Source organism: Rheinheimera sediminis, assembly GCF_004005375.1.
Classification (GTDB): domain Bacteria; phylum Pseudomonadota; class Gammaproteobacteria; order Enterobacterales; family Alteromonadaceae; genus Pararheinheimera.
The window spans coordinates 14,882-34,002 of sequence record NZ_RZUF01000020.1; the positions used below are offsets into that span (position 1 = coordinate 14,882).

Below are 19,121 nucleotides of genomic sequence, written 5' to 3' on the forward strand. Positions count from 1 at the left end.
TTCTCTCCAAAATAGGCCTGTGTTAGTCCGCTGGGGTAAAGTCGAGAAGTTGAGCGCCGTCTTTCACCAGATCACCAGCGGCATAAAACAGCTGATCCACCACACCGTCTTTAGGCGCCTTGATGCTGTATTCCATTTTCATCGCTTCCATCACCAAAAGCGTCTGACCAGCACTGACAGTAGCGCCTTTTTCTACCATCACAGCTACTATAGTGCCGTTCATAGGTGCCGTCAGGCTGCCGGCAGAGGCGCTGTCATCAACCACAACTTGCACTTGGGTCTGGTAAATAAAGTCGTAACGTTGATGTTTAATAAACACCGACACTATGTCCTGATACTGGCTGACCCGCACTTTGACCTGATGGCCATTTAAATTGGTCTGCAGTTCATCGCCTTGTAAGCTGGCTGTAGCTGAGGTTGTTACGCCTTGTTGCGTTAAGCTAAGCTGTTTACCTTCAGAGCTGACGCTGACCAGACGGGTTTCATCCTGATAAATCAGCGGGAAAGATACAGTTGGAACTTCATTTAAACGCCAGCCTGAACACAAAGCCCATGGACTTTGATCGTCCACATTGTCTGAACGCTCTTTCAATAACAGATACAAGGCTGCCAATAAACTGGCTTGTTCGGTTTCAGACTGACCAGGCGCAAACAAGGATTCTTTATGACGTTCAATAAAATGCGTATCCAGCTCTGCTTTGGCAAAAGCAGGTTGCTCCACTAAACGGGTTAAGAAATTCAGGTTGTTTTTCACACCAGCAATACGGTAATCATCCAAAGCACGCAACATACGGGCTATGGCGCGATCACGGTTTTCATCCCAGACAATGAGTTTCGCAATCATAGGGTCGTAAAAAGGCGAGACTTCGTCATTCTCGACCACACCTGTATCGACCCGCACATAACGGCTGGCTTCAGGCTGGCGTAAATAGGTTAGATTGCCTGTAGCTGGCAGGAAATCGTGCTCCGGATCTTCAGCATAAACCCGCACTTCAATGGCATGGCCATCAATAGTGATTTGGTCCTGAGTTAAAGGCAAAGGCTGACCACTGGCGACCAACAGCTGCCATTTCACCAGATCCTGACCTGTGATCATTTCAGTCACCGGGTGTTCGACCTGTAGACGGGTGTTCATTTCCATAAAATAGAAAGAGCCGTCTTCATCAAATAAAAACTCAACAGTACCGGCGCCCTGATAAGCAATAGCCTGAGCGGCTTTGACTGCAGCTTCGCCCATAGCTTTGCGCTGCTCAGCGCTGAAATTCGGTGCTGGTGCTTCTTCAATCACTTTTTGGTGACGGCGCTGAATAGAGCAGTCGCGTTCAGCTAAATACACCGCATTACCAAAACTGTCGGCAAACACCTGAATTTCAACATGGCGGGGTTTAGTCAGATAGCGTTCCATCAGCACTTTGTCATTGCCAAAGCCGTTTAAGGCTTCACGTTTGGCGCCAGCCAAAGCTTCGGCAAATTCGCCACTATTCCAGACCACACGCATACCTTTACCACCACCGCCGTATGCGGCTTTCAGTAACAGCGGGTAGCCCACCAGATCAGCTTGTTGTTGTAAAAAGGCAGGGTCTTGGTTATCGCCATGGTAACCCGGCACTAAAGGCACACCGGCTTTGGTCATAATTTCTTTGGCTGCGCTTTTACTGCCCATAGCAGCAATAGCCGGCACTGGTGGGCCAATAAAAACCACACCAGCCTCAGCGCAGGCTTGTGCAAAGCCTTCGTTTTCAGATAAAAAGCCATAACCAGGGTGCACAGCTTCGGCGCCACTTAATTTGGCGATGGCCAGAATTTTATCAGCGCGTAAATAGGATTCCTTACTAGGTGCAGGACCTAACAAAAAGGCTTCATCGGCCATATGCACATGACGGGCATTGGCGTCAGCTTCTGAATACACAGCCACACAACGGATCCCCAGTTTATGGGCTGTTTCTATCACACGGCAGGCGATTTCGCCCCGGTTGGCGATCAAAATTTTGCGAAACATCAGTCTGTTTTTCCTTATTCTGACCGGATCCAGGCCGGAGTACGTTTTTGTAAAAAGGCAGTTAAGCCTTCCTGACCTTCAACTGATACACGTATAGAGGCAATGCGCTCAGAGGTGCTGTCGATTAGCTGTTGGTTAATAGGCTGATTGTTAACCACTGCCATCAGCTCTTTGGCTGAGCGCAGCGCCGCAGGGCTGTTATTTAGCAAAGTGCCAACAAAATGTTCTGCTGCGCCACTAAGACCACCGGCGTCCACTAATTGATGCACTAAACCTAAATTCAGCGCTGTAGATGCATCAAAACGCTCTGCCGTTAAGAAATAACGGCGGCTGGCGCGTTCGCCAATAGCGCGCATCACATAGGGGCTGATCACAGCTGGTATCAAACCGATTTTTACTTCGCTTAAACAAAAGCTGGCGCCTTGTTCGGCAATGGCTATATCGCAGCAGGAGACTAAACCCAAAGCACCACCAAAAGCAGCGCCTTGTACCAACGCAATAGTGGGGGCAGGGAAGCAATCTAATTGGCGCATCAGCTCTGCTAACTGGCCTGCATCTTCGAGGTTCTGCTGGTAGTTTTTCTCTGCCATAGAGCGCATCCAGTTCAGATCGGCACCTGCACTGAAGTTTTTACCCAAGGATTTCAGCAACAGTACTCGCACAGCTGGATTAGCAGCCAGAGTTTTTAAGGCGTCAATTAATTCGCCAATCATGCTGTCGTCAAAGGCGTTATGCACTTCAGCACGGTTTAGCACCAGCTCTGCAACACCGGCTGAATTTAACGAGGTCGTAATAGTTTTATAGTTTTGCATTGTGTCTACTCCTGGCCATTACATCCTGAACACGCCAAATTTGGATTCGGCGACAGGCGCATTCAGCGCTGCGGTCAGAGCCAGGCCAACCACCATACGGGTTTGTGCCGGGTCTATAATGCCGTCATCCCATAACCGCGCACTGGCATAATAAGGGTGACCTTGTTGTTCGTACTGGGCGACAATAGGCTGACGTATTGCTTGTTCGGCTTCAGGGGTTAAACTTTCGCCTTTACGTGCCAAGGCGTCTTTCGTCACAGTGGCCATTACACCAGCAGCTTGTTCGCCACCCATCACGGAAATTCGGGCATTGGGCCACATCCACATCATGGTTGGGTCATAGGCGCGGCCACACATACCATAGTTACCAGCGCCATAAGAGCCGCCAATTAATACGGTAAATTTCGGCACATTGGCACAAGACACAGCCATCACCATTTTGGCGCCGTGTTTGGCAATACCTTCGGCTTCGTATTTTTTACCGACCATAAAGCCTGTGATGTTTTGCAGGAACAACAGTGGAATTTTGCGCTGGGCACAAAGCTCAATAAAGTGCGCGCCTTTTTGCGCTGACTCAGAAAACAGAATACCGTTATTGGCCACTATGCCAATGGGCTGGCCAAAAATACGGGCAAAACCACAGACTAAAGTAGCGCCATAAAACTGTTTAAATTCGTCAAAGTCAGAGGCATCGACAAGTCGGGCTATCACTTCACGTACATCAAAAGGCTTTTTCAGATCGGTGCCGACAATACCGTACAGCTCACTGGCATCATAAAGTGGGGCTTCGACAGGGCGCACGTCACCTTGCACTGGTTTTTGATGATTGAGACGACTGACGGCATTACGCGCCAGTTGCAGCGCATGTTCATCATTCAGCGCATAGTGGTCGGCCACACCAGAGATTTTACAGTGCACATCAGCGCCACCTAACTCTTCTGCTGTCACTTCTTCACCTGTGGCAGCTTTAACTAAAGGTGGGCCTGCTAAAAAGATAGTGCCCTGATCTTTAACAATAATACTTTCATCCGCCATGGCCGGTACATAAGCACCACCAGCAGTACAAAGGCCCATTACTACCGCAATTTGTGGAATACCCTTGGCGGACATACGAGCCTGATTAAAAAAGATACGGCCAAAGTGCAGTTTGTCAGGGAATACATCGTCCTGACGGGGCAGGTTAGCGCCACCTGAGTCGACCAGATAAATACAAGGCAGCATGCAGGTTTCGGCAATCTCCTGCGCACGTAAGTGTTTTTTTACCGTCAGCGGATAATAAGTGCCGCCTTTAACCGTAGCATCGTTGGCCACAATCATGCACTCGACACCATTCACCCGGCCAATACCTGCGACCACACCAGCAGCTGGTACATAGTCGTCATAACATTCCCAGCCGGCAAATTGGCCTACTTCTAAAAAGGGAGAGCCCGGGTCCAGCAGTTTTTGAATACGATCACGCACAAACAGCTTGCCGCGTGATGTGTGACGGGCAATTAAAGCTTCGCCGCCGCCTAATTTAATCTGTTGCACTTTTTGCTCTAAATCATCCACCAGCAGTTGCATCGCCTGAGCGTTCTGGATAAATTCGTCACTGCGTGGATTAATTTTGCTATTCAGTCTGGCCACGTTCACCACCTTTGGCTATCGGGATTCAGTAGGGTTGAGGCTCCGTTGGTGTTTGGATTAAGAAAAGCCGGACTAAAACGCTGACACGCCCGTGAACCCATCCATGGGGGGCTCGTGTCGCTGCCATCCATGGCGCTCTACGGTCTGCTTGTTTAGTCCGGCTTTTCTCCAACGTTCGGTTGAGCCTGTCAGGATTCTATTTAATTCGATTCGTTAAATAACTCGCGGCCAATTAACATACGGCGAATTTCTGAGGTGCCAGCGCCGATTTCGTACAGTTTGGCATCACGTAATAAACGCCCTGTAGGGTACTCATTAATATAGCCATTGCCGCCTAACAGCTGGATGGCATCCAATGCCATTTGAGTGGCCAGCTCAGCGCTGTATAAAATCGCGCCAGCTGCATCTTTACGAGTAGTTTCACCGCGATCACAGGCTTTGGCGACTGTGTAGACATAAGCGCGGGCCGCATTCATTTTGGTGTACATATCAGCTACTTTGCCTTGCACCAGTTGGAATTCACCAATGGATTGGCCGAACTGCTTGCGGTCGTGGATATAAGGCACAACTACATCCATACAGGCTTGCATAATGCCAAGCGGACCGCCGGATAACACGACACGTTCATAGTCCAGACCAGACATCAGCACGCGGGCGCCTGTACCTATGGTGCCTAATACGTTTTCTTCCGGTACTTCGCAGTCTTCAAACACCAGTTCACAAGTGTTTGAACCGCGCATACCCAGCTTGTCGAGTTTTTGTGCCTGGCTAAAACCTTTAAAACCACGCTCGACAATAAAAGCTGTCATGCCTTTCGAGCCGGCATTGATATCGGTTTTGGCGTAAATCACATAGGTATGAGCGTCAGGACCGTTAGTGATCCACATTTTGTTGCCGTTTAAAATATAACGGTCACCTTGCTTATCTGCGCGTAGTTTCATCGAGACTACATCTGAACCGGCATTGGGTTCAGACATCGCCAAAGCGCCAATATGTTCACCAGAACATAACTTCGGCAGATACTTTTGTTTTTGCGCTTCGTTGCCGTTGCGGGCAATTTGATTAACACATAAATTCGAATGCGCACCGTATGACAAAGCCACAGAAGCAGAAGCCCGGCTGATTTCTTCCATTGCGACTATATGTTCCAGGTAACCCATACCTGAACCACCGTATTGCTCATCGACAGTGATACCTAATAAACCCAGGTCGCCAAACTTGCGCCATAAGTCATTTGGGAATTCATTGTCATGGTCGATTTGTGCTGCACGAGGCGCTATTTCGTCACGGGCAAAGCTGTTGACCTGTTCACGGATCATGTCGACGGTTTCGCCCAGATCGTAATTTAATGTTTTGTATGTGCTAATCATGTCGGTCTATCCCCGTTTGCCTTTCGTCTCTGGTTGCATGACTGCAACGCCAACTATTTTGGGCACTGTTTGATTTGATTTTGTGTAAATGTGTTTTTTATTTAATTCGGTTCTTTGATTTGCTTGGCCTGGTCCAGGGTTTCGCGGCAGCGTTTTTCTACTGTCACTAATTCCATCAGCACTACTTTGATGTCGTCCATCTGTTGGTGCAGCTCAGCTTTTTTATGTTCTATCAATTTCAGCATGGTACTTAATTGAGTCACGCTGCTTTTATCTGCATCGTACAACTCAAACAATTGGCCTGTTTCTGACAAGCTAAAACCCAGCCGTTTGCCACGCAAAATCAGTTTCAGACGTACCCTGTCTCTGCGACTGTAAATACGGGTTTGCCCCTGGCGCAAAGGGGTAATTAACCCCTGATCTTCGTAGAACCTAATGCTGCGGGTAGTGATATCAAACTCTTTTGCCAGTTCGCTGATGCTGTAGGTTTTATCGTCTTTTTCTGTCATTTGGGCAGTCGCTTGAACAGTCATATTGGCCTTCCGGTAAAGTGGCGATAACTATAAGTGAAGTTTACGTAAAGGTAAAGCTGTGTTCGCGTCAAATAAGGGCTGGCGACAGGTTTGACCAGACCTTTGTAAAGTTAAGGTGCCAAAAGACGGCTACAGAGCGTGCATTTTTATGAACCTTTCACTGGTCATAGCACCATAGCGTTAAGTGGTTGACGTTGGCGTAAACGTAAATTTGGTGTAGTCTCAGGCCAAACTTTTTCATCATGCTTCTGAACGACGGAGAAATGAACATGGCGCAGCACGAAAAAATTGCCATAGTGGCAGCCAAAAGAACGGCGATGGGTGGATTTTTGGGCGGTTTGTCTGACGTCTGCAGCACTGATTTAGGCGCTCAGGCTATTAAAGCTGCCTTAGAACACGCGGCTATTGATGGCGCCAAGGTCAGCGAAGTTATTATGGGTTGTGTTTTACCTGCTGGCTTAGGTCAGGCTCCAGCCCGTCAGGCTACGTTAAAAGCTGGTTTATCTTTGTCTGCCGGTGCGACCACTATCAATAAGGTCTGTGGTTCAGGTTTAAAATCTGTGATGTTAGCTTCAGATCTGTTACGCGCTGGTTCTGCTGATGTAGTGGTCGCTGGTGGCATGGAGTCGATGTCAAACGCTCCTTATATTCTGCCAAAAGCCCGAGCCGGTATGCGCATGGGCCATGGCGAAGTGAAAGATCATATGATGCTGGACGGCCTGGAAAACGCCTACGACGGCAAAGCCATGGGCTGTTTTGCCCAGAAAACGGCTGACGAGCATGATTTCAGCCGCACTCAGATGGACGACTACGCTGTATTGTCGTTAACCCGGGCACAACAAGCGATAAGCTCTGGCGCTTTTGTTGAAGAAATCACCCCTGTGACTTTCCAGACCCGTAAAGGTGAAGTGACTTTTGCCACAGACGAGCAACCTGGCAATGCGAAAGTCGACAAAATTCCTACCTTAAAACCAGCTTTTGCCAAAGACGGCACTATCACTGCGGCGAATTCCAGTTCTATTTCTGATGGCGCCGCAGCTTTAGTGCTGATGCGCTCTGATGACGCCAAAGCACAAAACAAAACTGTATTGGCTCACGTCGTTGGTCATGCCACCCATTCGCAGGAACCAGAGCTATTTACTGTAGCACCGGTAGGCGCTGTGACTAAGCTGTTAGCCAAATTAGGCTGGGCCACTTCCGATGTGGACTTGTGGGAAATTAACGAAGCTTTTGCCATGGTGACTATGCTGGCGATTAAAGAGCTGAAGCTTGACGTCAACAAAGTCAACGTCAACGGTGGCGCTTGTGCTTTAGGTCATCCTATAGGTGCTTCAGGTGCCCGTATTCTGGTGACTTTAATTCATGCTTTAAAAGCACGTGGTTTAAAGCGTGGTATCGCTACTTTATGCATAGGTGGCGGCGAAGCAGTAGCTTTAGCGGTAGAGCTGCCGTAATAAATTAAAAAAGGCGCGGTAAAAACTGCGCCTTTTGCTTTAAAAATTTAATAAAAAATATATTTAAATCAACAGGTTTAATCCAATAACACAATAGCCAAAGTAATTGGCGTTACAGCAAGGCGACAAGCGAATCAGTCCTCAGTAAAATAGTTATGCTAGCTGACCGGGGAGAAGCGCAGTCAACGCCGCTGTGGCGTCAAGTACGAAGGCTATAAAGGGGAGAGAAGTATTATGGCCCACCAGGTTCAGTTATTTATCAACGGTGAATTTGTCCCGTCCAAGTCCGAACGTTTTATTCCGGTCACAGATCCTGCTACGCAGGACGTGATAGCTCAAGTGCCTTGCACTACAGCAGAAGAAATGGCTTTTGCTATAGCATCCGCCAAAGAAGCCTTTAAAAGCTGGAAAGAAGTGCCGGTATCAGAACGCGCCCGTTTAATGATGCGTTTTGCCCATTTATTAAAAGAACATCAGGCTGAAATTGCCGACATTATTTGCCGTGAATTAGGTAAAACAGTGGAAGATGCCAAAGGTGATGTCTGGCGTGGTATTGAAGTGGTAGAGCAGGCCGCCAACATTCCCTCTTTGATGATGGGCGAGACGGTTGAAAACGTAGCGCGCAGCATTGACACCTACAGCTATATTCAGCCTTTAGGCGTTTGTGCTGGTATTACACCTTTTAACTTCCCGGCTATGATCCCGCTGTGGATGTTCCCAATGGCTATCGCCTGCGGTAACACTTTTATTTTAAAACCCTCTGAACAAGATCCGATGACAGTGAATAAAATCGCTGAGCTCTTTGCTTTAGCTGGCGCACCTAAAGGCGTACTGCAGGTAGTGCATGGCAACAAGGAGCAGGTGGATGTGTTATTACGTCACCCGGACATCAAAGCTATTTCCTTTGTTGGCTCTGTCAATGTGGGCCAGTACATCTATAAAACTGGCACTGATCATTTAAAACGAGTACAGGCTTTTGCGGGTGCCAAAAACCATATGGTGGTGATGCCAGATGCCAATAAACAGCAGGTGATTAATGCGTTAGTTGGTGCTTCAGTAGGTGCTGCAGGTCAGCGTTGTATGGCGATTTCTGTGGCTGTTTTTGTTGGTGATTCGCAGCAGTGGATCCCTGAAGTGGCTGCTGCTATCGCCAAAGTTCGTCCTGGTGTCTACACGGATCCGGAAGCAGCCTACGGTCCACAAATCAGTCCGCAAGCTAAGGCGCGCATTTTGTCTTTAATAGAACAAGGCAAAGTAGAAGGTGCAACCTGTTTAGTCGATGGCTCAGACGTCAAAGTGGCTGGTTATCCAAACGGCAACTGGGTTGGTCCTACCGTATTTAGTGACGTCACTGCTGATATGACCATTTATAAAGAAGAGATCTTTGGCCCCGTGTTGGCAACCGTCAATGCAGCTTCTTTGGATGAAGCCATTGAGCTTGTCAACAACAGCCCATACGGCAATGGCACTTCTATTTTTACTGCCAGCGGTGCAGCAGCGCGTAAATACCAGCATGAAATTGAAGTAGGTCAGGTTGGTATTAATATTCCAATTCCTGTGCCCCTGCCATTTTTCTCTTTCACAGGCTGGAAAGGCTCGTTCTATGGCGATCAACATGCTTATGGTAAACAAGCGGTGCGTTTCTACACAGAAACTAAAACCATCACAGCCCGTTGGTTTGACGACTCCATTCCGGTGTCAGGCCCAAATATGTCGATTAACCTGCGTTAAGTCGCACAGGGTAAAAGCGTTCTGTTTTTCTGTTCCAAATCAGAGCGCTTCTTTAAAAAAGCCTGAGGAAAAAAGCCTGAAGGCAAACAACCAAGCCAGATTAAATGCGTATAAACGTATGAAGAACAATCAGCAGGTACATCAAAGTGCATAGACACTGTTCTGTTGCCAATCCTAGGGTGTTGTGATGAATTTTAATTTAACAGACGATCAAAAGGCCTTTGTTGAGGTCGCCAAACAATTCGCTGAACAAGAGCTGGCACCACATGCCGCAGCTTGGGATCGGGATCATCATTTTCCAAAAGATGTGATCCAAAAAGCCGGTGAGCTGGGTTTTTGTTCTTTATATACGCCTGAAGATCAAGGTGGCCTGGGCTTATCCCGGTTAGATTCCAGTATTATTTTTGAGCAGCTGTCTATGGGCTGCACTGCAACAACTGCCATGCTCACTATTCATAATATGGCGACCTGGATGATAGCCACGTGGGGCACTGAAGCTGCCAAAGCCCAGTGGTGCCCAGTGTTGGTCACGGGCGAAAAGCTGGCGTCTTATTGTTTAACTGAACCTGGTTCTGGTTCAGATGCAGCCTCTTTACGCACTAGTGCGAAAAAAGACAGCGATCATTATGTGCTGAACGGCTCCAAGATGTTTATCTCTGGTGCTGGCGAAACTGAAGTGTTAGTAGTGATGGCACGCACCGGTGAAGCCGGTCCTAAAGGCATCTCCGCTTTTATCGTACCAGCCGATGCACAAGGCGTCATTTACGGCAAAGCCGAAGAGAAAATGGGCTGGAATGCTCAGCCAACCCGCTTAATCACTTTTGATAATGTGCGTATTCCGGCTCATTACTTGCTCGGCAATGAAGGCGAAGGTTTTGGCTTTGCAATGAAAGGCTTAGACGGTGGCCGTATTAATATCGCCACTTGCTCTATTGGTACAGCGCAACAAGCCTTAAATACGGCTCGTAACTATATGCTGGAACGTCAGCAGTTTGGTAAGCCACTGGCGGCGTTTCAGGCCTTGCAGTTTAAACTGGCTGATATGGCAACAGAACTGGTCGCTGCCCGTCAATTAGTGCGTTTGGCAGCTTTTAAATTGGATGCTGACGATCCGGAAAAAACAGCCTATTGTGCTATGGCCAAACGTTTCGCTACAGATGTGGGGTTCCAGGTGTGTGATCAGGCGCTGCAGCTTCACGGCGGTTATGGTTATATCAAAGAATATCCGCTGGAGCGGCATTTCCGTGATGTTCGGGTGCATCAGATTTTAGAGGGCACCAATGAAATTATGCGACTGATTATTGGTCGTCGTTTACTGGACGAAGCAGCTAGCGATATTCTTTAAAAGGTACAGCCCTGAACAAAGCAGGTGAGTAGCCTGCTTTGTGTTATTTAAAGATTAAAGCTAACCGGTAAAAGCTTATAAAAAGCCCGGTTTAAATGGAGATTTTATGGCACAACTCAAACTCGAAAAACGCGGCCATACCGCTTTAATTACCATGGCAAATCCTCCTGCCAATACCTGGACCAAAGACACCCTGACGCAATTGCGTGATGCGGTGAAATCTTTGGAGCAGGACAAAACTATCTACGCCTTAGTGATCACAGGTGAAGGTGAAAAATTCTTCTCTGCTGGTGCTGATTTAAATCTGTTTGCCTCTGGCGACAAAGCTGTTGCTGCTGATATGTCAGCCATTTTTGGTGAAGCCTTTGAAACCTTAACTGCTTTTCGTGGAGTCTCTATTGCCGCCATTAATGGTTATGCCATGGGTGGTGGCCTTGAAGTGGCTTTAGCTTGTGATATCCGTATTGCTGAAGCTCAGGCGCAAATGGCTTTACCTGAAGCCAAAGTAGGTTTATTACCTTGCGCCGGTGGTACTCAGAATCTGGCTATATTGGTCGGTGAAGGCTGGGCTAAACGTATGATCCTCTGTGGGGAACGAATTGGCGCCGACAAAGCCTTACAAATAGGTTTAGTCGAAGAAGTGGTAGGCACTGGCATGGCGTTGGAAGCGGCTTTACTGCTTGCAGACAAAGTAGCAGAGCAAAGCCCGCCTGCAGTGGCAGCCTGTAAACAGCTGATCCAAAAGGGACGTAGTGCTCCTGTGCAAACGGCGTTGCCCTTAGAGCGAGAGCTGTTTGTCAAGTTGTTTGATACCAAAGATCAGGTCGAAGGGGTGCAGGCTTTTTTACAAAAACGTAAAGCCAGCTGGATTAATGGATAAGGTAAATAGAATGACAGAAACCACAATTCAGCAGGATGTTGTGCTGTTTGAAGAAATCGCTTGTGTCGGCGGAAAAGTTATTGGTATTGCCACCTTAAACTCAGAAAAGTCGCTGAATGCTTTGAGTTTGCCAATGGTAGAGCTGTTGTTGCCACAAATGCAGCAATGGAAAAATGACAAAAATATTGCTTTGGTTGTGTTACAGGGGGCCGGTGATAAAGCGTTTTGCGCCGGCGGCGATATTCGCGATTTGTATCAAGCGATGAAAGCAGCTCCTGATAGCTATCAACCTTATGTCGAAGATTTTTTCACCAAAGAATACAGTCTAGACTACCTAATTCATACCTTTGAGAAACCAGTGCTGGTGTGGGGCAATGGCATAGTGATGGGCGGTGGTTTAGGCCTGATGGCAGGTGCCTCGCACCGTATAGTCACAGCCAGCAGCCGTATCGCTATGCCGGAAATGGCGATAGGTTTATACCCTGATGTGGGTGGCAGCTGGTTTTTAAACCGCATGCCGCAAGGCTGTGGTTTGTTCCTTGGTTTAACAGGTGCTTCCATCAATTCAGCCGATGCCAAACTCATAGATTTAGCCGACCATTTTTTAACTCATGATAAAAAAGCTGCTGTACTGGATAAATTAACCCAGGTGAAATGGGGTAATACCATAGCGCTGAATCATCAGAAGCTGACAGACTTGTTATTGGGCATAGAAGATATGTGCCGAAGTCAGATGCCACCCAGCCAAATACGTTTGCATCAGAGCTCCATCAGTGCAGTGGGGAGAGCTACCTCTTTGCAACAGGCTGTTGAGCTTATTCTGGCTATGCCGAATGAAGACGCCTGGCTCACCAAAGCCAAAGCCTCGTTGAATTACGGCAGCCCTATCACCGCTCATATTGTCTATCGCTTATTACAACTGGGCCAAAGCAAAATTCTGGCAGATTCGTTTCGGCTGGAGCTGGGTTTAAGCGTGCAATGTGGCAAGTTAGGTGAATTTACAGAGGGCGTCAGGGCACTATTGATTGATAAAGATCAAAAGCCAGACTGGAGTTATAAAACTGTGTCCGAAGTTCCGGCAGAGGTTATAGATCAACTATTTCTGTCGCCCTGGAGTGCCGAGTTACACCCGTTAAACCATTTAGGTTCATTGGAGCATTGATATGAGTACAGTTGCATTTATTGGTTTAGGTAATATGGGCGGCCCAATGGCCAGTAATGTATTAAAAGCAGGTTTTAAGGTCCAGGCTTTTGATTTATCCGAAACTGCTTTAGCTCAACTGGCCGCTGAAGGCGCGAAAGCCTGCGCTTCTGCGGTAGAAGCCGCAACAGGTGCTGATTTTGTTATTTCCATGCTGCCTGCTGGTAAGCATGTTGCTATGGTGTATACAGGCGAGACGGGCATAGCTTCAGTGCTTGGCAAAGATACGCTGGTGATTGATTGTTCTACTATTGACGCTGCCACAGCCCGCAAAGTAGGTGCTGAACTGGCAGAACAGGGCATAGCCTTTATCGATGCTCCTGTATCAGGTGGTGTAGGTGGAGCTAAAGCTGGCACTTTAACTTTTATAGTAGGTGGTTCAGAGCATAATTTTCAGCGTGCTCAGCCAGTATTAGCTGCTATGGGTAAAAATCTGTTCCACGCCGGCGATGTTGGGGCTGGTCAGGTCGCGAAAATTTGTAACAATATGCTGTTGTCTATTTTAATGGTAGGCACCAGCGAAGCGCTGCAAATGGGCATAGACAATGGTCTGGATCCAAAGGTTTTATCCGATATTATGCTGAAAAGCTCAGGCCGTAACTGGACTTTAGAGCTGTATAATCCATGCCCCGGTGTGATGCCAAATGTGCCGTCAAGCAATGGCTATCAGGGTGGTTTTATGGTGGATCTAATGGCAAAAGATTTGTCTTTAGCCATAGAAACCGCATTGTCCAGCCAGTCCAGTACTCCAATGGGAACTTTAGCTCGTAGCCTCTATGTGGCGCATCAGCGTCAGGGCCACGGTAAAGAAGATTTCTCAGGTATTTTTCAGATGTTTGCCAAAAAGAACTAAGCGTTCTGAGGCTGGCCGTTTTTACAGGTAATAAGATAATGAATTTAAAAGACAAAATCATAGTAGTGACAGGCGGTGCTCAGGGCCTGGGTTTAGAAATGGCCCGGATGTTGTCTGCTGAAGGCGCTCATTTAGCTTTGCTGGATATGAATGCAGAGCAATTGGCGACAGCTAAAGATGAGTTGGCAGCCACTGGTGTAACTGTGCGTACTTATGTTTGTAATGTTGCCAATGAAGATAGTGTCGAAACGACCTTTGCTGCTATTGCAGCAGATTTTGACGCTATTGATGGCCTGATTAACAACGCTGGTATTCTGCGTGATGGTTTGCTGCTGAAGTTCAAAGACGGTGCGCTGGTCAGCAAAATGTCGCATCAACAGTTTCAGTCAGTCATTGACGTGAATTTAACGGGCGTGTTTTTATGTGGCCGAGAAGCCGCGGCTTTAATGGTGAAATCAGGCCGTAAAGGTGTGATTATCAATATGTCGAGCGTAGCTCGTTCAGGCAATATGGGTCAAACCAACTATGCAGCCTCCAAGGCCGGTGTAGTGGCTATGACTGTGACTTGGGCTCGTGAGTTAGGTCGTTACGGTATTCGTGTGGGTGCTATAGCTCCAGGTGTGATCCGCACTGCGATGACAGATGCGATGAAACCTGAAGCCCGTGATCGGTTAGTCGCAATGAAGCCTGTGGGTCGTTTAGGCGAGGCCACCGAAATTGCTCATACTGCGAAGTATATTTTTGAAAACGACTTCTTTACTGGCCGTGTCGTCGAAGTGGATGGCGGTATTAGTATGTAGAGTTGAGGGGGCAGGCCTTGAATGTTGCAAAGAGATTCAACATTCAAGGCCTGACCCCAGAGAGATGTTTAATGAAACTTATTTTCCCTGTTTTATTGTTTCTTTACTCTGCCTCTGGTGTGGCTCATCAGTTGGATACTCCCAATTACAAAGTAGAAATCCAGCAACTATGTCCTGAGGGTGAAGTGCGGTGTCCCCAAGTGATATACAGAGGCACCTCTAAAGTCTCAGGTGCCAGTATCGAATTAACAGGCACGGCTTGGCATAGCCTTTGTGCTGATGGCATAACACCATGTCGCTTTTTAGGCTATCAGTTCAACAATGGGCGTATTCGTTATTTGGTGCATGAATCTGGGGTATTACAGGTGATAGGCAGTTCTGGCAAAGTCTTGCTGGAGGAGCAGGGAGTTTGGGACTATGTACAAGTCAGTCAACAAGACAGTAAACACCAAGACCCTGACCATAGCACTAAGACAGAAGTAGAGAGGAAACCATGAAACCGCTAGACGCTGGCTGTTTGACGTTGCGTTTGCTGACTGAAACCGATTGGCCTTTATTCCTCGAGTTACATCGCTATGAACAAGTGCTGCAGTATGTCGCAGACCCTCTATCTGATCAGCAAATTCGTCAGCGTTTTGAGGAGCGTCTACGTCCTTGGCAAGCCGGTGATCTGCATTGGTTGAGTCTGGTGGTTGTGGAAAAACAAAGTGGTGCTGCGACTGGTATCAGTGGTTTTCATTGCTTAGAGTCTGATATCGATGCGCCTTTAACAGCTGAAGTAGGCTATTTATTTTTACCAGAGTTTTTCGGTAAAGGCTATGCGACTTTGGCGTTAAAAGCCTGCCTGGACTACGGGGCTAAACTTGGCATGAAACAGTGGCAGGCCGTGGTAACTGAGGGCAATCTTGGCTCAGGCCGAGTGCTGGAAAAATGTGGTTTCAGCCTGATTGAACGCCAGCATAATGGCTATCAGATAGGTGGTAAATTTTTTGCAGATTTAATCTACACAAAAACAACTTAAAAGTGATGGCACAGGAGTAACAGCGTGATCCCAGTTGAGTTTATTTTGTTGCTACTGAGCCCAATTTTTTTCATCTTTATTGCTTTTGAATGGCTTCATAGCGAAAAACGCGGCAAAGCCTTGTACCAATGGCGTGATACAGCAGCTAACTTTGCTTTAGCCGCTTTGCATCAGGCGGGCGATTTTATTGCGTTGCTGGTGCTGTTGCCGCTGATGTTATGGTTATCGCAGTTCGCCTTGTTTTCTATTGAGTTTTCGGCGCTGAACTTGTTTTTAGTTTTTATCGCTCAGGATTTTTTGTATTACTGGTTTCACCGCTGCGCGCACAGAGTGCGCTGGTTATGGGCTTCTCACGTGGCGCACCACAGCTCCCGTTTAATGAACTTCAGCACAGCTTTTCGTCAGTCTTTAACTTATCCAATTTCTGGCATGTGGTTATTCTGGTTACCGCTGGTGTTGCTGGGTTTTGAAGTACAACTGGTGCTGGCTGTAGTGGCAATTAACTTAGCCTTTCAGTTTTTTGTGCATACTCAATCTGGTAAACACTGGGGCATTTTGGGCTGGGTGCTGAATACTCCGGCCTGGCATAGAGTGCACCACGCTTGTAATCCTCAGTATATAGACCGCAATTATGCCGGGGTTTTAGTGATTTGGGACCGGCTCTTTGGTACTTTTGTGCCAGAAGAAGAAGCCTGTCGTTATGGCATTACCGACGATTTTCAGTCGAATAACCCTATTACTATTACCTTTTATGAATGGCGAAAAGTCACCTTGTTATGGCCACGGCTGCATGGCTGGCGTAATAAATTTAAACTCTTATTTGGTCCACCAGAAGCTTTTGCAGACGTCATGCTGTCGGATGCGCCAACACCAACCACTGATGCAACGGCTGAGCAGCAACATGCTAAATACTAAGCTATGGCTGAAACTTGTTCTGCTGCTTTTGGTGACCTTAATCACCCTTTGGCAGCTCTCATCCAGCAGGCAGTTTCAGCTGTTTGGTGAGCTTGTTGATAAGGTGGACACAGAACAAAAGCTGGTGGCATTAACTTTTGATGACGGCCCAACACCACAGTACACCGCCGGTATTTTGCAGCTATTAGAGTTGTATCAGGTCAAAGCGACCTTTTTTGTCACGGGTGCAGAAAGCCAACGTTACATGACTCAAGCCAAACAAATAGTGGCTGCTGGTCATCAGCTTGGCAATCACAGCTGGTTTCATAACCGGATGCTGTTGATGTCTTTAGATGATATTAGCCGTGAAATAGAAGGGACGGATCAGCAAATTCGCGAGGCTGGTTTTCAAGGCGACATTTTATTCCGGCCACCTTATGGCAAAAAGCTGTTTATGCTGCCCTGGTATCTGGCTCAGACCAACAGAACCACTGTGATGTGGGATCTGGAGCCTGAAAGCTATGGCGATATAGCCGAGGATCCGCAAGCCATTGCCAGTTATGTACTGGAGAATGTTCAGCCTGGTTCCATTGTGTTACTGCATGTCATGTACAAAAGCCGCGAGGCGTCCCGCGCAGCTTTACCACTGATCATCAAAGGCTTAAAAGCAAAAGGTTATCGTATGGTCACAGTGTCTGAACTGCGCGCATCGCAATAACTTCTGTACTGTTTCGGCAGATTAATTCTGTATTGCCTGAAACGTTTTGTCGCCCACTTGCAATAATGGCCATTGTGGCGGAATGGTTTTTAATTCTAAAGCGTCAAGTTGTGGCTCTGGCTGTGTTATATCAGGCTCTGCTTTAGTGCTGGACGTCATGGCAGTGCTTTGCCATTCCCCCTCTTTTAAACTAAATAACACTGCAGAGATAGACTGATGAGAGTAGGTTAACAGCACATAGTCTTGCTGGCCGTCATTATTCAAATCCAAAGGCCGCAAATGGTACTGGCTGATATACTGCAGCTGCCAGCGATTCTCCTGTTGCCATTGGTACAAAGCCAATTTTAACGCTTCAGGCAGTTGCACTGCTTGAGGCAGACTCAAGGCTGCCAGAAACTGTTGTCGCTGTTCGGTACTGCTTTCTTCAGGTAATTCGGAATGCCGGTCAGGGTTATACAAAGCATCAATACGCAGCACCAGGGCAGGATCAGTGTTCGCCTTATCTGCTTTTAACTGCTGCAAAGCGTCATAACCTGGCTTTGCCAGGTTGTAGCGGAAATAGCGAAGATCAAGATCTGTCAAACTTGTGCGTCCATCCTGTAAGAGAGCCAGTTGGCTCTCTAGTGTTATTTTGCGAAAATCCAGCAGAGGGGAGTTTGCAATCAGCATCACTGCCAATACCACCAGTCCCATCCGCAGATTGACCCAGCTTAATTGCTGTAACCACAGATCACGTTTTTTCAGTATGCCCCACAAATAACCCACAGAAAATAAAGCCAATAAGGCCCACAACACAAAACCCCAGCAGCGGCTAACGCTCCAGCCATATTGTTCCACCCTCAGCATCAGGCCATAACAGGCGATCAGGCTATAGACAGGTAACAAAGCTATCGCAAGGAAGATGGCACGATGTAACCAGAGTGGGTAAGGGCGGCTGTCGGCTTCGGCCTGATACACCGCATTGACGAAAAACAACATCAAGGCCTGCAGCCATAAAATCAATAAACTGCCATATCCTGTTTTCCATAGGGGGTCTAAGCCGGTAAAGGGCAAGGCCAGCATAAAAAGTACAGAAACCAGTGCCAAAATCACCAGCAAAAACTTCATCAGCGCTTGATGAATACGGGTAATAGTGTCAATCACACTGGCTTGATTACGAAAAATAATAACGCCAAAGCCAAACGCCAGATTCAGAGTGGGGTAATAAAACCATGGTTTGGCAAATAAGTCAGTGAAAAACTCAATTTGGATCACTTTAAACAGAGCAGCCCACAACATCAGCACGGCCCAAACGGCCAAAGTAAAAAGCAGAGACAATCCCAGAGTTAAAAAATTACGCCAGGAGTATAGGAACAGCAGGCTGTAACTCAATGGCATGCCAGACGCCTGCTGTTGGATGTACAGCAAGGCTTTAAAGCTGGCGATCAGCATGGAGAAGATAAAGCCAAACAGCAGAGGCTGAGCACTGATATGTTCGAGTGGCGTCACCTGTAAACCTGCATAAAAACCAAGAACGGCAATAAGCAAAGCAAAAGGCACTAAGCGCAGCGCTAGTTTCAGTTCCTGGCCTTTTTCCAGTGACAGTAACAAGGTTAAAGGTGCAACAAAAACCAGGCTATACAGGAAAAACAGCCACTCTGGTTGGGTCGACGGCCAAAAGTCAAAACTGATCGACTGATGCAACAGATAAAGCGACAATCCCTGCAGTAAAGCAAGCAGGAGCATCATGGATCTGGGTAACTGTTGTTGGCCTGACATAGGTCTTCCCTGAGGTTGATAAAGGCTGGATAGCACTGCTCTGTATTGAGCACAAATACGGCTTGAGTTCCTGGTGCAGTGCAGGTTGAAAATAGATGATTTGCGTCATAGTGTACAGGGATTAAA

The 19,121-nt window shown here is 47.4% G+C and carries 17 protein-coding genes; 11 read left to right on the plus strand and 6 right to left on the minus strand.

Going from position 1 to position 19,121, the window contains the following annotated elements:
* Positions 1–22: 22 nt before the first annotated feature.
* The 5 genes from EMM73_RS14275 to EMM73_RS14295 form a co-directional block, all read right to left on the minus strand.
* Positions 23–1,999 carry an acetyl-CoA carboxylase biotin carboxylase subunit gene (locus EMM73_RS14275; protein WP_127687407.1) on the minus strand — a complete coding sequence of 659 codons (1,977 nt, stop codon included), beginning with the start codon at positions 1,997–1,999 and terminating at the stop codon, positions 23–25.
* Between the two features lie 14 nt (positions 2,000–2,013).
* Positions 2,014–2,811: an enoyl-CoA hydratase/isomerase family protein gene (locus EMM73_RS14280; RefSeq protein ID WP_127687409.1), complete on the minus strand. Its 798-nt coding sequence runs from the start codon at positions 2,809–2,811 to the stop codon at positions 2,014–2,016.
* A gap of 18 nt (positions 2,812–2,829) precedes the next feature.
* A complete protein-coding gene (locus tag EMM73_RS14285) occupies positions 2,830–4,437 on the minus strand; it encodes a carboxyl transferase domain-containing protein (protein ID WP_127687411.1) in 1,608 nt (535 codons plus the stop codon).
* A 200-nt stretch (positions 4,438–4,637) separates the two neighbouring features.
* Positions 4,638–5,807 carry an isovaleryl-CoA dehydrogenase gene (locus EMM73_RS14290; protein WP_127687413.1) on the minus strand — a complete coding sequence of 390 codons (1,170 nt, stop codon included), beginning with the start codon at positions 5,805–5,807 and terminating at the stop codon, positions 4,638–4,640.
* A 101-nt stretch (positions 5,808–5,908) separates the two neighbouring features.
* Complete coding sequence (locus EMM73_RS14295; RefSeq protein ID WP_315851047.1) at positions 5,909–6,340, minus strand: MerR family transcriptional regulator; 432 nt, start codon at positions 6,338–6,340, stop codon at positions 5,909–5,911.
* Positions 6,341–6,609: 269 nt separating this feature from the next.
* Between EMM73_RS14295 and EMM73_RS14300 the strand changes: the two genes are divergently transcribed.
* The 11 genes from EMM73_RS14300 (at position 6,610) to EMM73_RS14350 (ending at position 17,237) form a co-directional block, all read left to right on the plus strand.
* Complete coding sequence (locus EMM73_RS14300; protein ID WP_127687414.1) at positions 6,610–7,794, plus strand: thiolase family protein; 1,185 nt, start codon at positions 6,610–6,612, stop codon at positions 7,792–7,794.
* A 234-nt stretch (positions 7,795–8,028) separates the two neighbouring features.
* On the plus strand, positions 8,029–9,525 hold the full coding sequence (locus EMM73_RS14305) for a CoA-acylating methylmalonate-semialdehyde dehydrogenase (RefSeq protein ID WP_127687416.1): 1,497 nt from the start codon (positions 8,029–8,031) through the stop codon (positions 9,523–9,525).
* Between the two features lie 187 nt (positions 9,526–9,712).
* On the plus strand, positions 9,713–10,870 hold the full coding sequence (locus EMM73_RS14310; RefSeq protein ID WP_127687418.1) for an acyl-CoA dehydrogenase family protein: 1,158 nt from the start codon (positions 9,713–9,715) through the stop codon (positions 10,868–10,870).
* A gap of 106 nt (positions 10,871–10,976) precedes the next feature.
* Positions 10,977–11,750, plus strand: a complete 774-nt coding sequence (locus tag EMM73_RS14315) for an enoyl-CoA hydratase (protein WP_127687420.1) — start codon at positions 10,977–10,979, stop codon at positions 11,748–11,750.
* Positions 11,751–11,760: 10 nt separating this feature from the next.
* Entirely contained in the window at positions 11,761–12,912 is a 1,152-nt protein-coding gene (locus tag EMM73_RS14320; RefSeq protein ID WP_127687422.1) for an enoyl-CoA hydratase/isomerase family protein, read from the plus strand.
* Between the two features lies 1 nt (position 12,913).
* Positions 12,914–13,804: a 3-hydroxyisobutyrate dehydrogenase gene (gene mmsB / locus EMM73_RS14325; protein WP_127687424.1), complete on the plus strand. Its 891-nt coding sequence runs from the start codon at positions 12,914–12,916 to the stop codon at positions 13,802–13,804.
* A 38-nt stretch (positions 13,805–13,842) separates the two neighbouring features.
* Positions 13,843–14,604 (plus strand): SDR family oxidoreductase, encoded by a 762-nt coding sequence (locus tag EMM73_RS14330; RefSeq protein ID WP_127687426.1) that lies wholly within the window; start codon positions 13,843–13,845, stop codon positions 14,602–14,604.
* 71 nt (positions 14,605–14,675) lie between these two features.
* Positions 14,676–15,101, plus strand: coding sequence for a hypothetical protein (locus EMM73_RS14335; RefSeq protein ID WP_186435237.1), 426 nt, complete (start codon positions 14,676–14,678; stop codon positions 15,099–15,101).
* The gene (locus EMM73_RS14340) at positions 15,098–15,625 is read left to right on the plus strand and encodes a GNAT family N-acetyltransferase (RefSeq protein WP_127687428.1); all 528 of its coding nucleotides are present in this window, start codon (positions 15,098–15,100) and stop codon (positions 15,623–15,625) included. Before EMM73_RS14335 ends, EMM73_RS14340 begins: the two co-directional genes overlap by 4 nt.
* A 24-nt stretch (positions 15,626–15,649) precedes the next feature.
* Positions 15,650–16,540, plus strand: coding sequence for a sterol desaturase family protein (locus EMM73_RS14345; protein ID WP_127687430.1), 891 nt, complete (start codon positions 15,650–15,652; stop codon positions 16,538–16,540).
* Between the two features lie 31 nt (positions 16,541–16,571).
* Positions 16,572–17,237 (plus strand): polysaccharide deacetylase family protein, encoded by a 666-nt coding sequence (locus EMM73_RS14350; RefSeq protein WP_261373446.1) that lies wholly within the window; start codon positions 16,572–16,574, stop codon positions 17,235–17,237.
* Between the two features lie 21 nt (positions 17,238–17,258).
* On the opposite strand, the gene EMM73_RS14355 is transcribed toward EMM73_RS14350, so the two are convergent.
* Positions 17,259–18,995, minus strand: coding sequence for a DUF4153 domain-containing protein (locus EMM73_RS14355; protein ID WP_127687434.1), 1,737 nt, complete (start codon positions 18,993–18,995; stop codon positions 17,259–17,261).
* Positions 18,996–19,121 lie beyond the last annotated feature (126 nt).

Excerpts from the sequence above, each read along its gene's own strand:
- EMM73_RS14340 (WP_127687428.1), top strand. The coding sequence starts at position 15,098 with ATGAAACCGCTAGACGCTGGCTGTTTGACGTTGCGTTTGCTGACTGAA.
- EMM73_RS14320 (WP_127687422.1), top strand. The coding sequence starts at position 11,761 with ATGACAGAAACCACAATTCAGCAGGATGTTGTGCTGTTTGAAGAAATC.
- EMM73_RS14280 (WP_127687409.1), bottom strand. The coding sequence starts at position 2,811 with ATGCAAAACTATAAAACTATTACGACCTCGTTAAATTCAGCCGGTGTT.
- EMM73_RS14330 (WP_127687426.1), top strand. The coding sequence starts at position 13,843 with ATGAATTTAAAAGACAAAATCATAGTAGTGACAGGCGGTGCTCAGGGC.
- EMM73_RS14355 (WP_127687434.1), bottom strand. The coding sequence starts at position 18,995 with ATGTCAGGCCAACAACAGTTACCCAGATCCATGATGCTCCTGCTTGCT.
- EMM73_RS14290 (WP_127687413.1), bottom strand. The coding sequence starts at position 5,807 with ATGATTAGCACATACAAAACATTAAATTACGATCTGGGCGAAACCGTC.
- EMM73_RS14275 (WP_127687407.1), bottom strand. The coding sequence starts at position 1,999 with ATGTTTCGCAAAATTTTGATCGCCAACCGGGGCGAAATCGCCTGCCGT.
- EMM73_RS14295 (WP_315851047.1), bottom strand. The coding sequence starts at position 6,340 with ATGACTGTTCAAGCGACTGCCCAAATGACAGAAAAAGACGATAAAACC.
- EMM73_RS14310 (WP_127687418.1), top strand. The coding sequence starts at position 9,713 with ATGAATTTTAATTTAACAGACGATCAAAAGGCCTTTGTTGAGGTCGCC.
- EMM73_RS14305 (WP_127687416.1), top strand. The coding sequence starts at position 8,029 with ATGGCCCACCAGGTTCAGTTATTTATCAACGGTGAATTTGTCCCGTCC.
- mmsB (WP_127687424.1), top strand. The coding sequence starts at position 12,914 with ATGAGTACAGTTGCATTTATTGGTTTAGGTAATATGGGCGGCCCAATG.
- EMM73_RS14315 (WP_127687420.1), top strand. The coding sequence starts at position 10,977 with ATGGCACAACTCAAACTCGAAAAACGCGGCCATACCGCTTTAATTACC.
- EMM73_RS14335 (WP_186435237.1), top strand. The coding sequence starts at position 14,676 with ATGAAACTTATTTTCCCTGTTTTATTGTTTCTTTACTCTGCCTCTGGT.
- EMM73_RS14300 (WP_127687414.1), top strand. The coding sequence starts at position 6,610 with ATGGCGCAGCACGAAAAAATTGCCATAGTGGCAGCCAAAAGAACGGCG.